This window comes from Pseudomonas sp. YQ_5, assembly GCF_043103305.1.
Classification (GTDB): Bacteria; Pseudomonadota; Gammaproteobacteria; order Pseudomonadales; family Pseudomonadaceae; genus Aquipseudomonas; species Aquipseudomonas putida_Y.
In genome coordinates this window covers 12,169-34,796 of the sequence record NZ_JBICJS010000084.1, presented here as the reverse complement: position 1 = coordinate 34,796, position 22,628 = coordinate 12,169, and the positions used below count along the sequence as shown (strand labels likewise).

Sequence of the window (22,628 nt, the reverse complement as noted above, 5' to 3'; positions counted from 1 at the left end):
CCGCAAATGCGGTATTGAATTTACCATTGCATTCGCGGGCACGCCCGCTCCCACAGGTTAGGTGCAAAGCTGAATCAGGCAATGGAAGCCAACAGCTTTTCCCACTCTTTGTTTTCTTTCTTCGACACCCCACCCAGCAGGTCCAGGGCCTGGCGCAGGCGGTAGCGGGTCAGGTCGGGACCGAGGATTTCCATGGCGTCCAGCACCGAAACCGAGCTGGCCTGGCCGGTGATGGCGGCGAACATCAGCGGCATGGCGTCACGCAGCTTCAGCTCCAGCGCCTCGACCACGGCCTGGATGCAACCGGTGATGCGCTCTTTTTCCCACTGGCGCAGGCTTTCAAGCTTCCACAGGATCAGCTGGATCACCTGGCGCACCTGGTCGGCCGACAGTTTCTTGCTTTCGAACAGCTTGGCGTCCAGCTTGAGCGCGCCTTCGAAGAAGAACCCGCCCAACGGGGCAACCTGGCTGAAGGTTTCTACCCGGCCCTGCACGTGCGGGGCAATCTTCATCATGTAGTCGCTGTTGAACGCCCATTTCTGCAGGCGTGCGGCGAATTCCTCTACCGGCAGCTCGCGCAGCCACTGGCCGTTGAGCCAGGACAGCTTCTCGATGTCAAAGATCGGGCCGCCCAGCGAGATACGCGACAGGTCGAAGTGCTCGACCATTTCGGCCAGCGAGAACTTCTCGCGCTCGTCAGGCATCGACCAGCCCATGCGGCCAAGATAGTTGAGCATCGCTTCAGGCATGAAGCCCATGCGCTCATAGAAGGTGACCGAGGTCGGGTTCTTGCGCTTGGACAGTTTGGATTTGTCCGGGTTGCGCAGCAGCGGCATGTAGCACAGCTTGGGCTGCTCCCAACCGAAGTACTCGTACAGCTTGATCAGCTTGGGCGCCGATGGCAGCCACTCTTCCCCACGCAGCACGTGGGTGATGCCCATCAGGTGGTCGTCGACCACGTTGGCCAGGAAGTACGTCGGCAGGCCGTCGTTCTTCATCAGCACCTGCATGTCCATGCGGTCCCACGGGATCTCGACATCGCCGCGCAGCATGTCCGGCACCACGCAGATACCTTCGCTCGGCACCTTCATGCGGATCACGTGCGGCTCGCCAGCGTCCAGGCGGCGCTGTACTTCTTCGGCGCTCATCAGCAACGCACGGCCATCGTAACGCGGGGTTTCGCCGCGGGCCTGCTGCTCGGCACGCATCTGCTCCAGCTCTTCGGCGGTGCAGAAGCAGTAGAAGGCGTGGCCGGCGTCTACCAGTTCCTTGGCGTACTTGGCGTAGATTTCGCCACGCTCGCTCTGCCGGTAAGGGCCATGCGGGCCGCCGACATCCGGGCCTTCGTTCCATTCGATGCCAAGCCAGCGCAGGGCGTCGAAGATCTGTTGCTCCGACTCACGCGTGGAGCGCAGCTGGTCGGTGTCTTCAATGCGCAAGATGAACTCACCGCCGTGCTGCTTGGCAAAGCAGTAGTTGAACAGGGCGATGTAGGCAGTGCCGACATGGGGGTCGCCGGTAGGCGATGGCGCGATACGCGTGCGTACGGTGGTCATTGAGAGTCTCGAACGAAAGATGAAACAAAGGCGGGATGTTAGCAGGAGGCGGGCACCGGGCTCCAGCAATGGCGCGAACGTCACTTGTCGACAGGCCCTGTGCCGCTGTTAAATTTGTTTACATTTCTGGAACGATAGTCCCCATGCCTGCCCAACTCAAACGCCGCCTGACGATCTTCTTCACCCTGGTGGCCATCATTGCCCTTGCCTTCCTGGCCCACTGGTACTTCAAGGGCCGCTTCTACGAAAGCACCGACAACGCTTACGTGCAGGGCGAGATCACCCGTATCTCCAGCCAGCTCGGTGCACGCATCGAAACAGTCCCGGTCGCGGACAACCAGCACGTCAACAAGGGCGACCTGCTGGTGCGCCTGGAGCCCGCCGACTTCGAGCTGGCGGTCGAACGCGCCCGCGCCGCCCTGGCCACCCGCGAAGCCGAGTACGCGCAAGCGCAAAGCCGCCTCACCCAGCAAGGCAGCCTGATTGCCGCCGGCCAGGCCCAGCTGGCGGCTACCCAGGCCACTTTCGACCGTTCACGGCTGGACCTGAGCCGCGCCGAGAAACTGCGCAAGCCGGGTTTTGTCTCTGAAGAGCGGGTCACTACCCTGTCGGCGGACAGCCATGTCGCCGGTTCCCAGGTCGACAAGGCACGCGCCGACCTGCAAAGCCAGCGCCAGCAGGTCACGACCCTGAACGCCGAACTCAAGCGCCTCGATGCGCAAATCGCCAATGCCCGCACCGACTTGGCCCAGGCCGAGCTGAACCTGACCCGCTGCGAAATCCATGCACCGATCAGCGGCACCATCGGCCAGCGCAGTGCGCGCGATGGCCAGGTGGTGCAGGCTGGCGCCTACCTGCTGTCGATCGTGCCGGATGAAGACATCTGGGTGCAGGCCAACTTCAAGGAAACCCAGATCGGCCGCATGCACCCCGGCCAGCGCGCGGAGCTGGTGTTCGACAGTTACCCCGACACACCGATCGAAGGCCGGGTGGACAGCCTGTTCGCCGCGTCCGGTGCGCAGTTCAGCCTGCTGCCACCGGACAACGCCACCGGCAACTTCACCAAAGTTGTGCAGCGCATCCCGGTAAAACTCACGTTCCGCGCCGACAACCCGTTGCATGGGCGTATTCGCCCTGGCATGTCGGTGACCGCCACTGTCGACCTGCGCAGTGAAGACCAAGACCACAATGGCCGGTGACCAACTGCTGCGCCCCACGGCGGAGCCAACCCGGCGCGACTGGATCGCGGTGATGAGCGTGATGCTCGGTGCCTTCATGGCAGTGCTGGACATCCAGATCACCAACTCCTCGTTGAAGGACATCCAGGGCGCACTGTCGGCGACGCTGGAAGAAGGCTCATGGATTTCCACCTCGTACCTGGTAGCGGAAATCATCATGATCCCGCTAACAGCCTGGCTGGTGCAGCTGCTGTCGGCGCGGCGCCTGGCAGTGTGGGTATCCGGCGGTTTCCTGCTGTCGTCGCTGCTATGCTCGATGGCCTGGAACCTGGAGAGCATGATCCTGTTCCGTGCCTTGCAGGGCTTCACCGGCGGCGCGCTGATACCGCTGGCCTTTACCCTGACCCTGATCAAGCTGCCCGAGCACCACCGCGCCAAAGGCATGGCGATGTTCGCCATGACCGCCACTTTCGCCCCCTCCATCGGCCCCACCCTGGGCGGCTGGCTGACCGAGAACTGGGGCTGGGAGTACATCTTCTACATCAATATCCCGCCGGGCCTGCTAATGATCGCCGGCTTGTTATACGGGCTTGAGAAGAAGGAGGCGCACTGGGAGCTGCTGAAGAGTACCGATTACGCCGGGATCGTCACGCTCGGACTTGGGTTGGGCTGCCTACAGGTGTTTCTTGAAGAAGGGCACCGCAAGGACTGGCTGGAGTCGCACCTGATCGTCGGCCTGGGCAGCGTTGCCCTGGTCAGCCTGATCACCTTCGTCATCTTGCAGTTTTCCAAGCCACATCCACTGATCAACCTGCGCATTCTTGGCAACCGCAACTTTGGCCTGTCGAGCATCGCTAGCCTGGGCATGGGCGTGGGCCTGTACGGGTCGATCTATCTGCTACCGCTGTACCTGGCGCAGGTACAGGGTTACAACGCGTTGCAGATTGGCGAGGTGATCATGTGGATGGGTATTCCGCAGCTGTTCCTGATCCCGCTGGTGCCGCAACTGATGAAGGTGATATCGCCCAAGGTACTATGCGCGCTGGGGTTTTGCCTGTTCGGCGCTGCCAGTTTCGGTTCGGGGGTGCTCAACCCGGACTTTGCCGGGCCGCAGTTCAACCATATCCAGATCATCCGCGCCCTGGGCCAACCGATGATCATGGTGACCATCTCGCTGATTGCCACCGCGTATATCCAACAACAGGATGCAGGGTCCGCGTCGAGCCTGTTCAATATTCTGCGTAACCTCGGTGGCGCGATTGGTATTGCCTTGCTGGCCACCCTGCTGGATGCGCGCACCAAGGTGTACTTCGACTACCTGCGCGAATCGGTGGTGCCGAGCAACCCACAGGTGGCTGAGCGGCTGGCGCAACTGGCGGAGCGCTTGGGCAATGACAATGCGGCGCTGGGCAAACTTAGCGAGATTACCCACCAGCAGGCGCTGATCATGGCTTACAACGATGCCTTCCACTTTGTCGGGATCGGGTTGGCGGTGAGCATGGTGGCGGTGTTGCTGACCCGCAAGTTGCCGGAGGGGCTGAAGGCTGGGGAGGCCCACTGAGCACAATTTCAGATGATGCGCGGTGCCTGTGGGAGCGGGCGAGCCCGCGAACACCGGCGCAGCCGGTGCCAGCCACCGCATTGAATTCTTCGCGGGCACGCCCGCTCCCACAGGGCCCGCGCCCGGCTTCAGCTGCTGATCAACCGCTCACGCAACTGGGTAATCTCGTCACGCAACTGCGCCGCCGCCTCGAACTCCAGGTCGCGGGCGAACTGCATCATTTTCTCTTCCAGCTGCTTGATGCGCTTGGTGATCTCGCCCGGCGTACGTAATTCGGCCTCGTAACGGGCGCTCTCCTCTGCCGCCTTGGCCATGCCCTTGCGCTTCTTGCTGCGCGCACCGGGCACGGTGGCGCCTTCCATGATGTCGGCGATGTCCTTGACCACGCCCTTGGGCACGATGCCGTTGGCTTCGTTGAAGGCGATCTGCTTCTCGCGGCGGCGCTCGGTTTCATCGATGGCCCGCTGCATGGAGCCGGTGACGTTATCGGCATACAGAATGGCTCGGCCATTGAGGTTACGTGCCGCGCGGCCAATGGTCTGGATCAGGGAACGCTCGGAACGCAGAAAACCTTCCTTGTCTGCATCGAGGATGGCCACCAGCGACACCTCGGGCATGTCCAGGCCCTCGCGCAGCAGGTTGATGCCCACCAGTACGTCGAAGGTGCCCAGGCGCAGGTCGCGGATAATCTCTACCCGCTCCACCGTATCAATGTCCGAGTGCAGGTAGCGTACCCGTACGTCGTGGTCGGCCAGGTAATCGCTGAGGTCCTCGGCCATGCGCTTGGTCAGCGTTGTCGCCAGCACACGCTCGCCTGCCGCGACACGCTTGCGGATTTCGGACAGCAGGTCGTCGACCTGGGTCAGCGCAGGGCGTACCTCTACCTGCGGGTCGACCAGCCCGGTCGGGCGCACCACCTGCTCCACCACGCGCCCGGCATGCTCGGCCTCGTAGGGGCCTGGTGTGGCCGAAACAAAAATGGTCTGCGGGCTGACATCCTCCCATTCGTCGAAACGCATCGGCCGATTGTCCAGCGCCGAGGGCATGCGGAAGCCGTACTCGACCAGGGTTTCCTTGCGTGAACGGTCGCCCTTGTACATGGCGCCGACCTGCGGGACGCTGACGTGGGATTCGTCGATCACCAGCAGCGCATCGGGCGGCAGGTAATCGTACAGGGTGGGCGGCGGCGCCCCGGCCGGGCGCCCGGACAGGTAACGCGAGTAGTTTTCGATGCCGTTGCAATAGCCCAGCTCGAGGATCATCTCCAGATCGAAGCGGGTGCGTTGCTCCAAACGCTGCGCTTCGACCAGCTTGTTGGCCTTGTGCAGGTATTCCAGGCGATCTTTCAGCTCTTCCTTGATGCCCTCCACTGCTTCCAGCAGGGTTTCCCGCGGGGTGACGTAGTGGCTCTTGGGGTAGAAGGTGAAACGTGGCAGCTTGCGGAAAACCTCACCGGTCAACGGATCGAAAGCGGCGATGTTCTCCACTTCATCGTCGAACAGCTCGATGCGGATGGCTTCCAGATCCGATTCGGCCGGGAAGATGTCGATTACGTCGCCGCGTACCCGGAAGGTGGCGCGGGCAAAGTCCATTTCGTTGCGGGTGTACTGCAGGTCGGCCAGGCGGCGCAGCAGCGCGCGCTGGTCGAGCTTGTCGCCACGGTCCACGTGCAGGACCATTTTCAGGTAGGTTTCGGGGCTGCCCAGGCCGTAGATGCACGACACAGTGGTCACGATGATCGCGTCACGCCGTTCCAGCAGCGCCTTGGTCGCCGACAGGCGCATCTGCTCGATGTGGTCGTTGATCGAGGCGTCCTTCTCGATGAAGGTGTCTGACGACGGCACATAGGCTTCCGGCTGGTAGTAGTCGTAATAGGAAACGAAGTACTCCACCGCATTGTTGGGGAAGAATGCCTTGAACTCCCCGTACAACTGGGCGGCCAGCGTCTTGTTGGGCGCCAGCACCAGCGTCGGGCGCTGCACCTGCTGGATGACGTTGGCAATGCTGAAGGTCTTGCCCGAGCCAGTCACCCCGAGCAGCGTCTGGTGCGACAGCCCCGCCTCGATGCCTTCGACCAACTGGCGGATAGCCTCGGGCTGGTCGCCGGCCGGCTGGAAACGTGTGACGAGCTGGAACTCGGACATGAAGGACCTCACGGTGCAGCAGCTGTAAATTTAGCCAGTAGTCTATACCCAAATGCGCCCGTTCGGGGGCGCTTTCAAGGCACAGGTGTGGGCGCGTGCAACGGTGGACACGGCAATTGGACCAATGGTCGAAAAATATTTGCGCAAATAGCCCTAAAAGCTGTGCCAGAGTGTCGCGGTGACCGGTCGGTATCACTATACTGACTCCCCGTTTGTGCACCGCTTCAGTGCATTCGGCTGGAGCGTGTACGCCCTATCACACTCCAATCAGAGCCAAGGTAACAATGAGCCTGTTTTCCGCTGTCGAGCTGGCACCCCGCGACCCTATTCTGGGCCTCAACGAAGCATTCAACGCCGACCCACGTACCGACAAGGTCAACCTGGGCGTAGGTGTGTATTGCAATGAGGAAGGCCGCATTCCGCTGCTGCGCGCCGTGATCGAAGCCGAAACCCAGCGTGCCGCCCAGCACGCTTCGCGCGGCTACCTGCCGATCGACGGCATCGCCACCTACGACCAGGCTGTGCAGAAGCTGCTGTTCGGCGCCGAGTCGCCACTGCTGGCCGCTGGCCGCGTGGTCACCGTGCAGGCCGTCGGTGGTACCGGCGCGCTGAAGATCGGCGCCGACTTCCTCAAGCGCATCTCGCCAGACGCCGTGGTTGCCATCAGCGACCCGAGCTGGGAAAACCACCGCGCGCTGTTCGAATCGGCCGGCTTCCCGGTGCAGAACTACCGCTACTACGATGCGCCGACCAACGACGTCAACCGCGCTGGCATGCTCGAAGACCTCAACGCCCTGCCGTCCGGCTCGATCGTGGTGCTGCACGCCTGCTGCCACAACCCGACGGGCGTCGACCTGAACCTGGACGACTGGAAGAACGTTCTGGAAGTGGTCAAGGCCAAGGGCCACGTGCCGTTCCTCGACATGGCCTACCAGGGCTTTGGTGACGGTATCGCCGAAGACGCCTTCGCCGTGCGCCTGTTCGCCGAGTCGGGCCTGGAGTTCTTTGTTTCCAGCTCGTTCTCCAAATCGTTCTCGCTGTACGGCGAGCGCGTCGGCGCACTGTCGATCGTGACCGCCTCCAAGGACGAGAGCACCCGCGTGCTGTCGCAGGTCAAGCGCGTGATCCGCACCACCTACTCCAACCCGCCAACCCACGGCGCAACCATTGTTGCCACCGTGCTGAACAGCGCAGAACTGCGCCAGATGTGGGAAACCGAACTGGCCGAAATGCGCGAGCGTATCCACGGCATGCGCAAGCAGATGGTATCGCTGCTGGCCGAATACGGTGCCAACCGCGACTTCAGCTTCGTTGGCCGCCAGGTCGGCATGTTCTCCTACTCGGGCCTGACCGTTGAACAGGTTGCCCGCCTGAAGAACGACTTCGGCATCTATGCCCTGGACACCGGCCGTATCGCGGTGGCCGCGCTGAACCAGAGCAACATCCACGTGGTGACCAAAGCTATCGTGGAAGTGCTGTAACTCATTGTTTTGCCTGGGGGTGGGTTGACTTCTCCCGGGCAATCAGTAAGATACGCGCAGATTCCGCGATAGCTCAGTCGGTAGAGCAAATGACTGTTAATCATTGGGTCCCTGGTTCGAGTCCAGGTCGCGGAGCCAAACATTGAAAAGCCCCCGTGTTGCGTAAGCAAGCGGGGGCTTTTTCGTTGTTCACCGGAAGTATGTCGGCGCCTGGTAGATCGAGCGCCGCCCGCGCGGCGCATCGCGAGCTGTGCTCGCTCCTACGTTTGTTTCGGGCCAGTCACGCCTGTTACAGGCGCGCGCGACCGCCTTGTTTGTACGACGTGATATTGCGCCATGCGCCAAGGCGTCCGCGCGCAAATGGCACAGGAATGATTGGCCAGAAACAAACGTAGGAGCGAGCACAGCTCGCGATGCGCCGCGCGGGCGGCGCTCGATCTGCCGGGCAGCACAAAACCCAAGACATGCACCATCCAGCCCCAGAGCCCTCAACCACTACGCCCAATCGGGTAAAACTGACCCTGGCTCCAGACGCCCAACCATTCCTCCCCCTCAATCACACGCGGCACCGCCAGCTCCACCAGTTGGTAAAACACATTGCGATGTATCAGCGCCTCCAGGTTGCTGCGCATCAGCACATACGGTGATGGCTCCTGCGTCACCGGGTCGATCACCACCCGCAGAGGGTTATCCGGACCGGCCTCGACCTGGTCCTCGACATTGCTGGTAAAGCGCAGCACCTGTTGTTCGCCTTCCCCCTGCACTTCCAGCAGCACGGCCACGAACGGCGCATCGTCGACACGAATGCCGACCTTCTCTACCGGGGTGATCAGGAAATAGTCATCGCCATCGCGGCGAATGATGGTCGAGAACAGCCGCACCATCGGCTTTCGCCCGATCGGCGTGCCCAGGTAATACCAGGTGCCGTCGCGGGCGATGCGCATGTCGATGTCACCACAGAAATCCGGGTTCCACAGGTGCACCGGCGGCAGCCCCTTGGCCTTGGGGATCTGCGCCAGAAGGTCATTGGCCTTGCCGGAGTCACTCATCACGCTTGCCTCATTCACTCATGCCCAAGAGGCTACGAGCGTACTCGCGCATCGGCGCGCCAAGCAAATCCTCCGGGGTGTTGTCGTGGAACGTCAACAAACCGCCACGGCTCTTGATGCGTGCGGTGTCGATCAGGTAGCGGGTATTGGTTTCGATCAGCATCATCTGCACCACGCCAGTGTCCCAGCCCAGACGGTCGACGGCCTGCTCGTCATACCACTCGTCACCATTGCCGATGCGATCGTCGGTACGAGCGAAGCGGGTGTACAGCAGGTAGTCGGCGCCTACCGAGCGCGCCTGGGCAATGGCCTCTTCCAGGCCCAGCGGCCCCTGGGCGCGACGCACCATCGGGAAGTATTCAACGAAACTCTTGAACGCCTGCTGAGCCACTGCATTCTGCCGAGGCGCCGGCCCCTTGCCCGGGGGCACGAACGCACCTTGGCCGATGAAGATGAATGAATCAGGCTGCAGGCGGATCGACAAGGTGCGACGGGTTTCGCTGTGGTCCAGCAAACCGGCATCGCTCATGTGATAGCGGACGCCCTCGCCCATATCACTGACATTCATGCAGCCGCCCAGCGCCATCAGCGCCAGCAGCAAGACCAGGCTACGCATCTTTCCTCCAGTGGCCGGCGACGAAAAACCGGCGAATAGCCGGCGGATGCAGCTTTTGCGCCAGCTTCAACCACCGATCACTTTCATGACCGTCACGCCGCCGGAAAAGGCCAGGTCCTGTTTGTCTGCCAATGCCTTGACCAACAACCGCTGCAAGGCCGGCAACGCCTGATGACGCGGCTTTTCCAGCAGGTCGCCGACGAAGTGCCGGTTACCAGACGACAGGCAGCCATGCAGCCAGCCCGTTGAAGACAGGCGCAGCCGCGAGCAAGTACGGCAAAACGGCACGCTTTCGTTGGCTATGACGCCGAAGTGGCCCCTGCCAGGGATGTGGTAACGCATGGCAGTGGCGTCCAGCGGCGCATCCACCTGGGCGTAGGTATGTTGGCCGCCGATCAGCGCAAGCAGTTGGTCGAGGCCGACAAACTGTTGGAGGAAGGCGTTGCGATCATGGGCAAGATGGCCCATGCGCATCAGTTCGATGAAGCGCAGCTCGAAGCCGCGCGCGAGGCAGTAATCCAGCAGCGGCAGTACCTGATCGAGGTTTTTCCCTCGCATCGGCACCATGTTGACCTTGATTCGCATGCCCAGGGCGCTCGCCCGCTCCATTCCGTCCAGCACAGCGCCCAGGTCGCCGCCACGAGCAATCTGGCGGAACGCCAGCGGGTCGAGGGTATCGAGGGAAACGTTCAGCCGACGAATCCCGGCCGCCTGCAGTTGCGGCAACTTGCGCGCCAGCAACTGGCCATTGGTGGTCAGCGAGATGTCGTCAAGGTCTAGTTTGGCCACGGTAGCCAGAAAGGCATCCAGACGCGGGCTAACCAATGGCTCACCGCCAGTTATGCGCAGGCGCTCGATGCCGGCAGCTTCGATCAGATAGGCCACGCCACGGGCCAGGGCATCCGCCGACAGCTCGTCCTGCGCCGCCACCAGCCGCTTGCCGTCAGGTACGCAGTAGGTACAGGCGTAGTTGCAGGCAGCCGTCAGGCTGACGCGCAGGTTGCGAAAGCGCCTGCCTTGACGATCGACGATCATGAGTGACTCCGGCATGGATGAAGGGGCTGGCAAAACCTGACTCATAAATCAGGTTTTTGCAAGCCCCCAATGAACAATGCCGAATGTTCAAGCGATAGCCGAACGCTGCAGGCTGCGCTGGCGCGCAGAGAACCCACGATGCAGTACTTGTGGCTGCGGGCGTACCCGCGAAGAATCAAACGCGGTGGCTGGCACCGGCTGCGCGGGTGTTCGCGGGCGTGCCCGCTGCCACAGGGCCCACGCAGTTTTGTGCAATGCTCAGTTCGAGGGTTCCGGGTCGCGCTTGCGCTTGTTGCCCATCCGCACACCAATATCCATCAGGAACTGGAAGAAACCTTCCTGGTCCTCCAGCACATTGCTCCAGAACGGCGAGTGGTACAGCGCCACAGCGCCATGCACCAGCGCCCAGGCAGCGCAGTAGTGGAAATACGGCGGTACGTCTTCGAGCTTGCCTTCGCTGATTCGGCCCTTGATCAGCAGGGTCAGGCGGTCGAAGTTGGAGGCACGGATGCTGTGCAACTGCTCGACCATTTCCGGCACCTGATTGCCCTTGACCACCTTTTCCTCAAGGCGGTCGAACAGCCGGTAGCGTTGCGGGTCGCGCATGCGGAACTCGAAGTAGGCGCGCGACAGCGCTTCCTTGTCACGGTCGACGTCGGCCGAGTGCAACAGCTCGTTCAGGTCCCGCTCGTAGTCGAGCATCAGGCGAAGGTAGATCTCCGCCTTGGACTTGAAGTGCTTGTAGATCGTGCCTTTGCCGATGCCCACGGCGTCGGCGATCATCTCGACAGTGACGCTGTCTTCACCTTGCTCGAGAAACAGCTTGAGCGCGGTATCGAGGATTTCCTGTTCGCGACGGCGAAACTCACGGACCTTACGAGGTTCTTTCTGCATGGGAAGGACTGGATGACAATCGAAGCGGTTTATTATGCCTAACTTGCGGGAAATTGCACGGATCATCCACACATGTCTGTGTTTCACGATACATACAGCCATGCGCTGCGGGAGGAATGAAACGCGGGCGTATTCCAAATCTGTTTAAAAAACATCCAATATGCACTGGCACTGCGCCAAACCTGACCAATACTTGAAGTGTTGGCGCGGCGCATCCCCCCCAGTGGCGCGCCGATAAAGGTGCTCAGGGACCGCGTACCTTTGTTTTACTCCTAATGGTCTTAACCCGGATTCCTCCCCCAGAACCCGGGTTTTTTTTGTGTTTTTGTGGGGAGGATGGTGTGACGGCTGTCAGGTGTGTGCCGCAAGAGTTTCAGCGCCCGTGAGATCGAGCGCCGCGCGGGCGGCGCTCGATCTCATAGGCGCTGCAAGGGCTGTGGCAGGCACCTTGTAACCCTCACGCAATCTCTAACCCCGGTGAATCAATCCACACGCGCCAACGGGAACAGACGCTTGAAGTTGGCGGTAGTCTGCTCGGCCAACTGCTCATAACTGGCCCCACGCAGGGAAGCCACATACTCCGCCACCTCCCGCACATACTGCGGCAAGTTCGGCTTGCCCCGGTGCGGAATCGGCGCCAGATAGGGTGAATCGGTCTCCACCAACAAGCGATCGACCGGCACCTGCCGCGCCACTTCCCGCAAGGCATCGGCATTGCGGAAGGTAACGATGCCCGACAGCGAAATATAATAACCCAGGTCCAGCGCCGCCTTGGCCATGTCCCAGTCCTCGGTAAAGCAGTGCAGCACACCAGCCTGCGGCAGGTTGGCCTCACGCAGCAGCGCCAGGGTATCGGCACGCGCCGCCCGGGTATGCACGATCACCGGCTTGCCGGTCTGCCTCGAGGCCTCCAGGTGCAGGCGGAACGAAGCCTGCTGCAACTCGGCAGCCTCCGGCTCGTAGTGGTAATCCAGCCCGGTTTCACCAATCGCCACCACATGCGGGTGGGCCAATTCGCGCAATAACCATTCCAACGCCGGGGTTTCACCAGGGGCCAGGTCCAGCGGGTGCACGCCTACCGAGCAGTCGACGTCAGCGTACTGCTCGCTCAGCGCCTTCACTGCCCCCGCATTCTCGGCACTGACGCCAATGCACAGGAAATGCCCGACCCCACGCTCACGCGCCGCCTGCAGGGCAGCATCCAGGGAGCCCTGGTGGGCACTGAGGTCAAGACGGTCGAGGTGGCAATGGGAATCTACGAGCATGGGATAACGGCACACATGAAAAATGGGAGATCAGCGGGCACCCGGCAGTTGCAGCCAGTGAGCCAGCAGCGATTCAAGCAACAAGGCACGGTTGAGGTTGGCCTTGCCCAGCACCTTCTGGCGCTGCTCGAGGATCCATGCCTGCACCTCCAGCACCTTGGCCTGTCGGCTCTTCTGGGCCAGGTACTGCACGACCTTGCGCATATCGGCCAAGCCTAACCCTTCCTCGTCCTGGGTCAACTGGTAGCGCAGGATCAGGTGCGACCAATCGCAAAACCAGTCGAACAGCAGTAACAACGGCACACTGCTCCAGGCATCGGCCAGCTGACTGGGCGATTGCTGCTGCTTGAGCAACTTCTTCACCCCGTCGGTAACCAGCGCACGTTGCTCGCGCACACCCTGCGCCTGCAAGCTGACCGCCATCAATGGCGAACCCGCGGCCAGCGTCAGCAGCTCATCGCGCTCGACCTCGTCGCAGTCGGGTAACGCGCCGGCCAGCCATGCCTGGCTCTGGGCCAGGCTGGGCTGCGGACAGACGACCTGCTGGCAGCGGCTCTTGATCGTCGGCAACAGACGGCTGGGCTGGTGCGTAACCAGCAACAACACGGTATCACCGGAAGGTTCTTCAAGGCTTTTAAGCAGGGCGTTGGAGGCATTGACATTCATCGCCTCCACCGGCTCGATCAACACCACCTTGCGCCCGCCCAGCTGCGCGGTCTGCACCACAAAAGCCACCAGGTCACGCACCTGGTCGACCTTGATCGGCTTGTCAGCCTCTTCCGGTTCGAGGACGAAGTTGTCCGGGTGGCTGCCGGCCTTGAGCAACAGGCACGACTTACACGCCCCACAAGCGTCCAGCCCCTGCGGTTGCTGGCACAACAGGCGCGCCATCAGGCGCTCGGCCAGGGCCCGCTTGCCAATACCCTGCGGCCCATGCAGCAGATAGGCGTGGGCGTGCCGGCTACGCCCGGCCAGTTGCTGCCACAGCGCCTGCTGCCAGGGGTAGGCCTCAGCCACGGCAACGCCCCAAAATGCCTGGCAGCAGTGCGTCGATGTCACGCTGCACAGCCTCCAGGGATTGTGCCGCATCAAGCAAGCTGTAGCGCTGTGGCGCGCCCTGGGCGCGCTGCAGGTACGCCTGGCGCACCGCTTCGAAGAAGGCCTGCCCTTCCTGCTCGAATCGGTCCAGGCGGCCACGGGCAGCGGCTCGGGCAAGGCCCACTTCTACCGGCAGGTCGAAGACCAGGGTCAGGTCCGGGCGCAGGTCGCCCTGGACGAACTGCTCCAGGGTAGCGATACGCTCGACCGACAACCCACGACCGCCGCCCTGATAGGCATAGGTAGCGTCCGTGAAACGGTCACACAGCACCACAGCCCCACGGGCCAGCGCCGGGCGGATCACCTGCGCCAGGTGCTGGGCGCGAGCGGCGAACACCAGCAGCAGCTCGGTGTCGGCCGCCATGGCTTCGTCGCTCGGGGCCAGTAACAGTTCACGCACCTTTTCCGCCAGCGGCGTGCCGCCTGGCTCACGGGTCAGCACCACGTCCAGGCCGTGCTCGCGCAGGCGCGCGGCCAGGTAGTCGCGGTTGGTGCTCTTGCCCGCACCTTCGGGGCCTTCCAAAGTAATAAACAAGCCGCTCACAGGCAGTCCTTAATGTTGTTCGTCAGGCGTCGGCCGCTCGGCCGCTTGCGCACCGCCGGCAGGGGCATCCTGCGCGGGCGCTTCATCGGGGGCTGGCTGCGCAGCAGGCTCGTCCGCTGCCGGGGGCTCAGGGCGCTGCGCGTCATCGGCGCCCGAGGCCTGTTCAGCATCATCGGCAGCTGGCTTTGCCTCTCGCTGCGGCGCGGGGCTGGAGCGGTAGTCCGACCGGCGCTTGAGCTGGAACTCGCGCACCGCCGAGTTGTGGCCGTCGAGGTCGTCGGAAAACACATGGCTGCCATCGCCACGGGCGACGAAGTAAAGGCTGGTGCCATTGGACGGGTTGAGCGCCGCATGAATCGCTTCGCGGCCGACCATGGCGATCGGGGTCGGCGGCAGGCCGGTCATGGTGTAGGTGTTGTAGGGCGTAGGCTCGCGCAGGTCAGCGCGGGTGATCTTGCCGTTGTAGCGTTCACCCATGCCATAGATAACCGTCGGGTCGGTCTGCAGCATCATACCCAGGCGCATGCGCCGCACGAACACACCGGCGATCTGCCCGCGCTCCTGCGGAATGCCGGTTTCCTTTTCGACCAGGGAGGCCATGATCAGCGCCTGGTAGGGGTCACGATACGGCAGGTCGGTGGAACGCTCGGCCCACTCCTTGGCCAGCACTTCGTCCAGGCGCATGTAGGCCTGCTGCAGCAACTCGACATCGCTCATACCCCGCACGAAGCGGTAGGTGTCGGGGAAGAAGCGGCCTTCGGGGAATACGCCGGTATGGCCGAGCTTGTCCATGACCTCGGCATCCGACAAGCCATCGAGTGTATGCTTGATCTTTTCATGCTTGGCCACGGCCGCGCGCACCTGGCGGAAGGTCCAGCCTTCGACCAGGGTGAGGTTGTACTGCACCACGTCGGCACGGCGCCAGGCGTCGAACAACTGCTCGACGGTCATGCCCGGGGTAAGACGATACTCGCCGGTGTGCAGGGGGGTGCCGGCCATGTTGAAGCGCCAGTACAAACGCAACCAGACGGCGTCGTCGAGCAACCCTTCTCGTTGCATGCTGTAGAACATGCGGTTTGGGTTAGTGCCATTGGGCACATCCAGCAGGCGTTCCTGCGTGACGTGCAAGGGCTGCTCCAGGACCGAGTTGACCTTCCAGGCCGACCAGCCAAACGCCAGACCGGCAAGGATCAAGCCCATTTCCAGCAACAGCAGGAATTTACGTCTCACGAATTCAGGTTTCCAGTAACGTACGGGCAACGGCCTGCAGTTTACGAGTGAGCGGGCCCGGCGACCAGTTTAGCGCGGCTACGCCACGCACAGGCCAAATGCCGTAAACGCTATTGCAAACAAATACTTCATCTGCTTGCTCCATCGCGTCGAACGACAGGTCGCAGACTTGTACCGCAATACCCAGCAGTGGGGCCTGTTCCAGCAGTGCGGCACGCATCACGCCCGCCACCCCACAACGGCTAAGGTCGGCGGTAAGCAGCACACCATCACGCACCAGAAACAGATTGCTGTATACCCCTTCGATCACCCTGCCCTGCGCGTCACGCATCAGGCCTTCGGCATGGTCGTTGTCCTGCCATTCGGCACGGGCCAGCACCTGCTCCAGGCGGTTGAGGTGTTTGAGGCCGGCCAGCAGTGGTTGTTCCCCAAGCCGGGTCTGGCAAGGGAACAACCGCACGCCATGCTCGGCATGCTCGGCAGGATAGCGGGGTAATGGGCTGCCTTGCAGGATACGCCGCGGCGCAGCATCGACCGCCGGTGCATAGCCTCGCTGACTGTCGCCACGAGTAAGGATGAGTTTGGCGACACCCTCGCCCAACTGGCTGGCGTAGCGCAGCAACTCGTCGCGCACCAGCGCCAGGTCGGCGTTGATTGCCAGGCGCTGGCAGCCCAGCGCCAGGCGTGCGAGGTGGCCGTCCAGCAAGCTGGGCCGGGCGCCTCGCACAGCGATGGTTTCGAACAGGCCATCGCCGTAGGCCAGGCCGCGGTTCTGCAGGTTGAGTGCAGTCGCAGGCTGGCCGTCGATCCAGCTGTGCATCAGCCGGCAAACCGGCGGAATACCAGCGAGCCGTTGGTGCCGCCAAAGCCGAACGAGTTGGACAGCACCACGTCGATCGGCATGCTGCGCGCCTGATGGGGAACGAAGTCCAGGTCACAACCCTCGTCCGGCTCGTCCAGGTTGATGGTCGGCGGGGCCATCTGGCTATTGATTGCCAGCACGCTGAAGATCGCCTCCACCGCGCCCGCGGCGCCCAGCAAGTGACCCGTCATCGACTTGGTCGAGCTGACCGCCAGCTTGTAGGCATGCTCGCCGAACACGCGCTTGATCGCCGCCACTTCCGCCACATCGCCCGCCGGGGTAGAAGTGCCGTGGGCGTTGATGTAGCTGACTTCTTCCGGCTGGATACCGGCATCGCGCAAAGCGTTGGTCATGCAGCGGGCAGCGCCTTCGCCAGAGTCGGGCGGCGACGTCATGTGGTAGGCGTCACCGCTCATGCCAAAGCCAACGAGCTCGGCATAGATAGTCGCACCGCGGGCCTGGGCGTGCTCCAGCTCCTCGAGCACCAGAGCACCAGCACCGTCGGACAACACAAAGCCGTCACGGCCCTTGTCCCACGGGCGGCTGGCCCGGCTTGGCTCGTCATTGCGAGTAGACAGCGCGCGCGAAGCACCAAAACCACCCATGCCCAGACCACAAGCGGCCATCTCGGCGCCACCGGCGATCATCACGTCAGCTTCACCGTAGGCGATATTGCGTGCGGCCATGCCAATGCAATGGGTGCCGGTAGTGCAAGCGGTGGCGATGGCGTAGTTCGGCCCCTGCAGGCCCAGGTGGATCGACAGGAAGCCGGAGATCATGTTGATGATCGAACCCGGCACGAAGAACGGCGAAATGCGGCGCGGCCCTGAATCGTGCAGGGTGCGGCTGGTTTCTTCGATGTTGGTCAGACCACCGATACCCGAGCCCATGGCCACGCCAATACGCTCGCGGTTGGCATCGGTGACCTCCAGGCCGGCATTACGCACGGCCTGGAAACCAGCCGCCAGGCCGTACTGGATGAACAGGTCGAGCTTGCGGGCCTCTTTGGCCGACAGGTACTGCTCAACCTCGAAGCCTTTCACCGAGCCGCCAAAACGGGTGGAGTAGGCAGACAGGTCCGTGTGTTCGATCGGACCGATGCCACTGCGGCCAGCCAGAATGCCCTGCCAGGTGCTCGGTACATCGGTACCCAGTGGCGACAGCATACCCATACCGGTGACCACGACGCGTCTACGCGACACAGTACTCTCCTTTTCTAATAACAGAGTCTCTTGCCATTGCATTCAAGCACTGGAATGCAATGGCAACAGACTCTTGGTGCGCGGTAAACGAAGCAGCCTGAAAACGCGAGGCGCTCGCAAAGAAAAAACCGCACGCCGGCGAAGGCAGTGCGGTTTTCCCCGACAAGTAGCGTCGACTGTAGCGTCTTAGGCCTGGTGGGCCAGGACGTAGTCGATAGCAGCTTGAACGGTAGTGATCTTCTCGGCTTCTTCGTCAGGGATTTCGGTCTCGAATTCCTCTTCCAGAGCCATCACCAGTTCAACGGTGTCAAGCGAATCGGCACCCAGGTCATCGACGAAGGACTTGGAGTTAGTCACTTCTTCTTCCTTGACGCCCAGTTGCTCGGCGACGATTTTCTTGACGCGTTCTTCGATGGTGCTCATACCTAGTTTTCACTCCTAATGGATATATGTCAGGCAGCTGGCCGGTGGCTAATTTTATAGAAAGACGTTCGCTTTTCAAGCGAAACGCACCTTCAGGCTAGTCACCCCACCCGCTGCCTGGAATCTGGTTGCAGCTTTATAACGGATTTTAGGCTCGCAGTATGACTCTTTTTTTACGAAACCCGTCACATTGAGTTGCAGTATTACATGTACATCCCGCCGTTGACCGGCACGGTAGCGCCAGTCACGTAGGCTGCGCCGTCGGACGCCAGGAACGAAACCACCTTGGCAATTTCGTCAGCCTGGCCCAAGCGGCCCAGCGGAATCTGGGTCTGCAGGGCTTCGCGCTGAGCTTCCGGCAGCTCGCGGGTCATGTCGGTATCGATGAAGCCCGGGGTCACCGAGTTGACGGTGATGCCACGCGAACCCACTTCACGCGCCAAGGCGCGACTGAATCCTTCCAGGCCGGCCTTGGCAGCCGCGTAGTTGGCCTGCCCAGCGTTACCCATCGCACCGACGACCGAGCCGATGCTGATGATACGACCCCAACGTGCCTTGGTCATGCCACGCAGCACGCCCTTGGACAGACGGTAGAGGCTGTTCAGGTTGGTGTCGATGACATCGAACCACTCGTCGTCTTTCATGCGCAGCATGAGGTTGTCGCGGGTGATACCGGCGTTGTTGACCAGGATGGCCGGCGCGCCGAACTGCTCGCCAATGGCGGCCAGTACGGCTTCAACCGATTCGGCGCTGGTCACGTTCAGCTCCATGCCGGTGCCGGTGATGCCGTGTTCTTTCAGGGTGGCAGCGATACGCTCGGCGCCGGACGCCGAAGTGGCGGTACCGATCACGGTCGCGCCCTGGCGGCCCAGCTCGAGGGCGATGGCCTGGCCAATGCCACGGCTGGCGCCGGTAACCAGTGCAACTTTACCTTGCAGGCTCATGCAAGCTTCTCCAAATCAGGCCAGTGCCGCACGGGTGGCAGCAACGGCGTCAGGGGTGTTGAGGTTGTAGGTGGTCACGCCGTCGGCGCAACGCTTGTTAAGGCCAGCCAGTACCTTGCCCGGGCCACACTCGACCAGGTTGACCGCACCGTTGGCGGCCAGGGTCTGCACGCACTCGACCCAGCGTACCGGCTGGTACAGCTGTGCCAGCAGGTCGTGCTTGAGGGCATTGAGGTCGGCGGCGACGGCGGCAGTGACGTTCTGCACCACCGGAATCTGCGGGGCCTTCCAGTCAATGGCATTGACCGAATCGGCAAAGCGCTCGGCGGCCGGCTTCATCAGGGCACAGTGCGACGGGACGCTGACCGCCAGCGGCAGGGCGCGCTTGGCACCTTTGGCCTTGCACAGCTCCATGGCGCGGTCTACCGCCGCCTTGTTACCGGCGATGACCACCTGACCAGGCGAGTTGAAGTTCACGGCACTGACCACTTCATCCTCAGCGGCTTCGGCGCAGATTTCCACGACCACAGCATCGTCCAGGCCGAGAATGGCAGCCATGGCGCCGTGACCGGCCGGTACGGCTTCCTGCATCAGCTGACCGCGGCGCTCGACCAGGCGAACGGCGTCTTTCAGGCTGATGCTGCCGGCGGCGACCAGAGCGCTGTATTCGCCCAGGCTGTGACCGGAAACGAAGGCAGGCTTGGCACCGCCCTCTTCCAGCCACAGGCGCCACAACGCGATGGACGCGGTGAGGATCGCCGGCTGGGTCTTGTCGGTCTGGTTAAGTTGCTCTTCCGGGCCGTCCTGGACCAGCTTCCACAGGTCGTAGCCGAGCGCTTCGGACGCTTCCTTGAAGGTTTCGATGATCACTGGCTTCTCGGCGCCGAGCTCGGCGAGCATGCCCAGCGATTGGGAACCTTGACCGGGAAAGACGAATGCGAGGGATGCAGACATTGAACAAGCCCTTATGATCTTGTCGTCGGATAGTGTGCGCCAGGCCCAAGGCCAGGCGCGGAATCTGAAAACTTGGATGGAAACACAGACCAAGCGGTCACATTTAAGCACTTCATCGGCGAAATGCCTAAGGCAACAGGTCTTCAAGGCGGCCATGCAGCCGCTGCGGCAGGTTTTCCTGAATTTCGATCAGCGCCCGCTGGATGGCACTCTGAAACCCCTGCACGCCCGCCGAACCATGGCTCTTGATAACGATACCTTGCAGCCCCAGGAAGCTCGCCCCATTATGCCGCGCCGGCGCCAGGTCGGCCTGCAGACGCTTGAGCAGCGGCATGGCAACAGCCCCGGCAATGCGGGCAAAAGCACCGCCCTTGAACAGTTTTTCGATGCGCGCACCGATCATCGTCGCCAGGCCTTCGCTGGACTTGAGCAGTATGTTGCCGACAAAACCGTCGCACACCACCACGTCTGCCTCACCCCGGTACAGGCCGTCCCCTTCGACGAAACCGACATAGTTGAGGCCGCGGGCATTCTGCAACAGCGTGGCAGCCAGCTTGACCTGCTGGTTACCCTTGATCTCCTCGGTACCGATATTCAACAGCGCGACCCTTGGCCGGTGCACACCCAGAGCCTGGGCAGCCACAGAGCCCATTACAGCGAACTGGTAGAGGTTTTCGGCACTGCAGTCGACATTGGCGCCCAGATCGAGCAGCTGGCAGTAACCCGTCTGGGTCGGGATCGCCGCCACCATGGCCGGCCGGTCGATACCCGGCAGAGTCTTGAGCACAAAGCGCGACAACGCCATCAGCGCCCCGGTATTGCCGGCACTGACGCAGGCCTGGGCTTTTCCGTCGCGTACCAGTTCGAGGGCGATGCGCATCGACGAATCCGGCTTGCCGCGCAACGCCTGGGATGGCCGCTCGTCCATGCCGACCACCTCATTGGCGGCGACAATCTGCAGGCGCGCGCGATCCGCAGCTGGCAGGCCACTGACGAGATCTTCAAGGAGGGAGGGTTGACCGACGAGGGTCAGGTGAAGCGAGGGGGTAGCCGAAAGGCAGGCAATGCTAGCCTGGACAATGCTGCGGGGACCGAAGTCCCCGCCCATTGCGTCGATCGCGATGACCTGAGCGGACAAGGATTACTCGTCAGCGCCCTTGTCGACCACTTTGCGACCACGGTATACGCCTTCTGGCGAAACGTGGTGACGCAGGTGAACTTCACCGGTGGTTTTCTCTACCGACAGCGCGTTTTCCGACAGGGCGTCGTGCGAACGGCGCATGTCACGGGCAGAGCGGGATTTTTTGTTCTGCTGAACAGCCATAATTGATTAACTCCTAAACGTTTGGGTCACGCTTTAACTGCGCCAAAACACTGAACGGGTTGGACCGCGATACCTCGTCCTTGCTCGATTCGGGCTCGTCTGCGCCCGCCGGCTGCTGGCATTCTTCCGGATGATGAGCAGGCACGATTGGCAAGGCGAGCAAAAGCTCCTCCTCGACCAATGCCTGCAGATCCAAAGGATCTTCGCCCAGTTCCAGCACGTCATAGCCTTTCGGCAACGACTGGGTATTCGCACCCTCCTTCACCACTGCGTAAGTACATTCGCTGTGGATCGGCAGGGTGACCAGCTCAAGACAACGCTGGCAAACCATCTTGACTTCGACGTCCAGCTCGCTGTGGATAACCACCACGTGCTGCTCATCTCGTTCAAAATCGAACTTCGCCTGCACCGTACCGACATTGTCGGAAAGCGGGTCGCAGAGTCTTTCCAAATCAGCGAGTTGCAGCGAACCGTTAAGGGTTACGCCACGATCGGCTAATTTGCGCGGGTCAACGTGAGGTGGAATCGGGTCATTCAACATAGGCGCAGCATTCTAGGGATGCCCCCCGCCCCTGTCAAAGGAAATTAGGCGGCATCGTGCGTGATAGAATTGGTTCAACCGAACCCGGAGTCTACCATGCTTCCTTTGTTACTGGCTTCCAGCTCTGCCTATCGCCGCGAACTGCTCGCACGCCTGCACCTGCCCTTCACCTGGGCAAGCCCCGATATAGACGAGCAACGCCTGGATGGCGAGCCGCCCGTGGAGCTGGTACGCCGACTGGCCAGGCAAAAGGCCGAGGCACTGGCAGGCAGCTACCCTGGGCACCTGATTATCGGCTCGGACCAGGTTGCAGTACTGGGTGAGCAGGTGCTGGGCAAGCCGCACACGTTCGAGCGCGCCTGCGAGCAACTGCTGGAGTGCAGCGGGCAACAGGTGAGCTTTCTGACCGGGCTGGCGCTGCTCAACAGCTCAACCGGGCACTGCCAGGTGGATTGCGTGCCGTTTACGGTGACGCTGCGCGAGTTGAGCAGGGAGCGGGTCGAGCGTTATGTGGCAGCGGAACAACCGCTGGATTGCGCTGGCAGCTTCAAGGCGGAGGGGCTGGGGGTTAGCTTGTTCCAGGGCACGCATGGGTGCGATGCGACCAGCCTGATCGGGCTGCCGTTGATTCGGCTGGTGGATATGCTGATGAAGGAAGGGGTGGAGATACCTTAGCCTGGCTTGAGTTTTTTGTTGTCAGCGAGATCGAGCGCCGCCCGCGCGGCGC

22 protein-coding genes and 1 tRNA gene are annotated in these 22,628 nt (G+C 62.1%); 5 read left to right on the top strand and 18 right to left on the bottom strand.

All coding sequences use genetic code 11. The features are described 5' to 3' along the window. Positions 1-74: 74 nt before the first annotated feature. Positions 75-1,556: a glutamate--tRNA ligase gene (gene gltX / locus ACF8EA_RS19625; protein ID WP_010952995.1), complete on the bottom strand. Its 1,482-nt coding sequence runs from the start codon at positions 1,554-1,556 to the stop codon at positions 75-77. A 143-nt stretch (positions 1,557-1,699) separates the two neighbouring features. On the opposite strand from gltX, the gene ACF8EA_RS19620 reads away from it, so the two are divergent. Together ACF8EA_RS19620 and ACF8EA_RS19615 are read left to right on the top strand one after the other, a co-directional pair. After that, entirely contained in the window at positions 1,700-2,755 is a 1,056-nt protein-coding gene (locus ACF8EA_RS19620; protein ID WP_135192515.1) for an HlyD family secretion protein, read from the top strand. A 49-nt stretch (positions 2,756-2,804) separates the two neighbouring features. Then, complete coding sequence (locus ACF8EA_RS19615; protein ID WP_172402858.1) at positions 2,805-4,295, top strand: MDR family MFS transporter; 1,491 nt, start codon at positions 2,805-2,807, stop codon at positions 4,293-4,295. A 128-nt stretch (positions 4,296-4,423) separates the two neighbouring features. Here the strand turns inward: ACF8EA_RS19615 and uvrB are convergent, their stop codons facing one another. Beyond that, positions 4,424-6,439, bottom strand: coding sequence for an excinuclease ABC subunit UvrB (gene uvrB, locus ACF8EA_RS19610; RefSeq protein WP_103462824.1), 2,016 nt, complete (start codon positions 6,437-6,439; stop codon positions 4,424-4,426). A 284-nt stretch (positions 6,440-6,723) separates the two neighbouring features. Between uvrB and ACF8EA_RS19605 the strand changes: the two genes are divergently transcribed. Together ACF8EA_RS19605 and ACF8EA_RS19600 are read left to right on the top strand one after the other, a co-directional pair. After that, the gene (locus tag ACF8EA_RS19605; protein WP_021784994.1) at positions 6,724-7,920 is read left to right on the top strand and encodes an amino acid aminotransferase; all 1,197 of its coding nucleotides are present in this window, start codon (positions 6,724-6,726) and stop codon (positions 7,918-7,920) included. 62 nt (positions 7,921-7,982) lie between these two features. Further along, positions 7,983-8,058 (top strand) — tRNA-Asn (locus ACF8EA_RS19600). A gap of 350 nt (positions 8,059-8,408) precedes the next feature. On the opposite strand, the gene ACF8EA_RS19595 is transcribed toward ACF8EA_RS19600, so the two are convergent. The 16 genes from ACF8EA_RS19595 to ACF8EA_RS19520 form a co-directional block, all read right to left on the bottom strand. After that, a complete protein-coding gene (locus tag ACF8EA_RS19595) occupies positions 8,409-8,969 on the bottom strand; it encodes a DUF1285 domain-containing protein (protein ID WP_103443900.1) in 561 nt (186 codons plus the stop codon). A gap of 10 nt (positions 8,970-8,979) precedes the next feature. Next, positions 8,980-9,585, bottom strand: coding sequence for a DUF4823 domain-containing protein (locus tag ACF8EA_RS19590; protein ID WP_021784992.1), 606 nt, complete (start codon positions 9,583-9,585; stop codon positions 8,980-8,982). A 66-nt stretch (positions 9,586-9,651) separates the two neighbouring features. After that, on the bottom strand, positions 9,652-10,620 hold the full coding sequence (locus ACF8EA_RS19585; RefSeq protein ID WP_021784991.1) for a GTP 3',8-cyclase MoaA: 969 nt from the start codon (positions 10,618-10,620) through the stop codon (positions 9,652-9,654). Between the two features lie 258 nt (positions 10,621-10,878). Then, on the bottom strand, positions 10,879-11,514 hold the full coding sequence (locus ACF8EA_RS19580) for a TetR/AcrR family transcriptional regulator (RefSeq protein WP_021784990.1): 636 nt from the start codon (positions 11,512-11,514) through the stop codon (positions 10,879-10,881). A 482-nt stretch (positions 11,515-11,996) separates the two neighbouring features. After that, positions 11,997-12,779: a TatD family hydrolase gene (locus tag ACF8EA_RS19575; RefSeq protein ID WP_392487628.1), complete on the bottom strand. Its 783-nt coding sequence runs from the start codon at positions 12,777-12,779 to the stop codon at positions 11,997-11,999. Positions 12,780-12,809: 30 nt separating this feature from the next. Further along, a complete protein-coding gene (locus tag ACF8EA_RS19570; RefSeq protein WP_135192516.1) occupies positions 12,810-13,796 on the bottom strand; it encodes a DNA polymerase III subunit delta' in 987 nt (328 codons plus the stop codon). Further along, positions 13,789-14,421 carry a dTMP kinase gene (gene tmk / locus ACF8EA_RS19565; protein WP_103443895.1) on the bottom strand — a complete coding sequence of 211 codons (633 nt, stop codon included), beginning with the start codon at positions 14,419-14,421 and terminating at the stop codon, positions 13,789-13,791. The genes ACF8EA_RS19570 and tmk overlap by 8 nt, the downstream gene beginning before the upstream one ends. Before the next feature lie 9 nt (positions 14,422-14,430). Next, a complete protein-coding gene (gene mltG, locus ACF8EA_RS19560; RefSeq protein ID WP_392523014.1) occupies positions 14,431-15,651 on the bottom strand; it encodes an endolytic transglycosylase MltG in 1,221 nt (406 codons plus the stop codon). Between the two features lie 4 nt (positions 15,652-15,655). After that, positions 15,656-16,471: an aminodeoxychorismate lyase gene (pabC, locus tag ACF8EA_RS19555; RefSeq protein ID WP_021784985.1), complete on the bottom strand. Its 816-nt coding sequence runs from the start codon at positions 16,469-16,471 to the stop codon at positions 15,656-15,658. After that, on the bottom strand, positions 16,471-17,715 hold the full coding sequence (gene fabF / locus ACF8EA_RS19550; protein ID WP_392523013.1) for a beta-ketoacyl-ACP synthase II: 1,245 nt from the start codon (positions 17,713-17,715) through the stop codon (positions 16,471-16,473). The genes pabC and fabF overlap by 1 nt, the downstream gene beginning before the upstream one ends. Positions 17,716-17,901: 186 nt before the next feature. Beyond that, the gene (gene acpP, locus ACF8EA_RS19545) at positions 17,902-18,138 is read right to left on the bottom strand and encodes an acyl carrier protein (protein WP_021784983.1); all 237 of its coding nucleotides are present in this window, start codon (positions 18,136-18,138) and stop codon (positions 17,902-17,904) included. A 203-nt stretch (positions 18,139-18,341) separates the two neighbouring features. Further along, positions 18,342-19,082, bottom strand: coding sequence for a 3-oxoacyl-ACP reductase FabG (gene fabG, locus ACF8EA_RS19540; protein WP_003247160.1), 741 nt, complete (start codon positions 19,080-19,082; stop codon positions 18,342-18,344). Between the two features lie 15 nt (positions 19,083-19,097). Further along, the gene (gene fabD / locus ACF8EA_RS19535; protein WP_330508364.1) at positions 19,098-20,036 is read right to left on the bottom strand and encodes an ACP S-malonyltransferase; all 939 of its coding nucleotides are present in this window, start codon (positions 20,034-20,036) and stop codon (positions 19,098-19,100) included. A gap of 127 nt (positions 20,037-20,163) precedes the next feature. Next, positions 20,164-21,174 (bottom strand): phosphate acyltransferase PlsX, encoded by a 1,011-nt coding sequence (gene plsX, locus ACF8EA_RS19530; protein ID WP_392523011.1) that lies wholly within the window; start codon positions 21,172-21,174, stop codon positions 20,164-20,166. Positions 21,175-21,177: 3 nt separating this feature from the next. Beyond that, a complete protein-coding gene (gene rpmF / locus ACF8EA_RS19525; RefSeq protein ID WP_003247154.1) occupies positions 21,178-21,360 on the bottom strand; it encodes a 50S ribosomal protein L32 in 183 nt (60 codons plus the stop codon). A gap of 13 nt (positions 21,361-21,373) precedes the next feature. Continuing rightward, the gene (locus ACF8EA_RS19520; RefSeq protein ID WP_010952934.1) at positions 21,374-21,901 is read right to left on the bottom strand and encodes a YceD family protein; all 528 of its coding nucleotides are present in this window, start codon (positions 21,899-21,901) and stop codon (positions 21,374-21,376) included. Positions 21,902-21,997: 96 nt separating this feature from the next. On the opposite strand from ACF8EA_RS19520, the gene ACF8EA_RS19515 reads away from it, so the two are divergent. After that, positions 21,998-22,576: a nucleoside triphosphate pyrophosphatase gene (locus ACF8EA_RS19515; RefSeq protein WP_021784979.1), complete on the top strand. Its 579-nt coding sequence runs from the start codon at positions 21,998-22,000 to the stop codon at positions 22,574-22,576. Positions 22,577-22,628 lie beyond the last annotated feature (52 nt).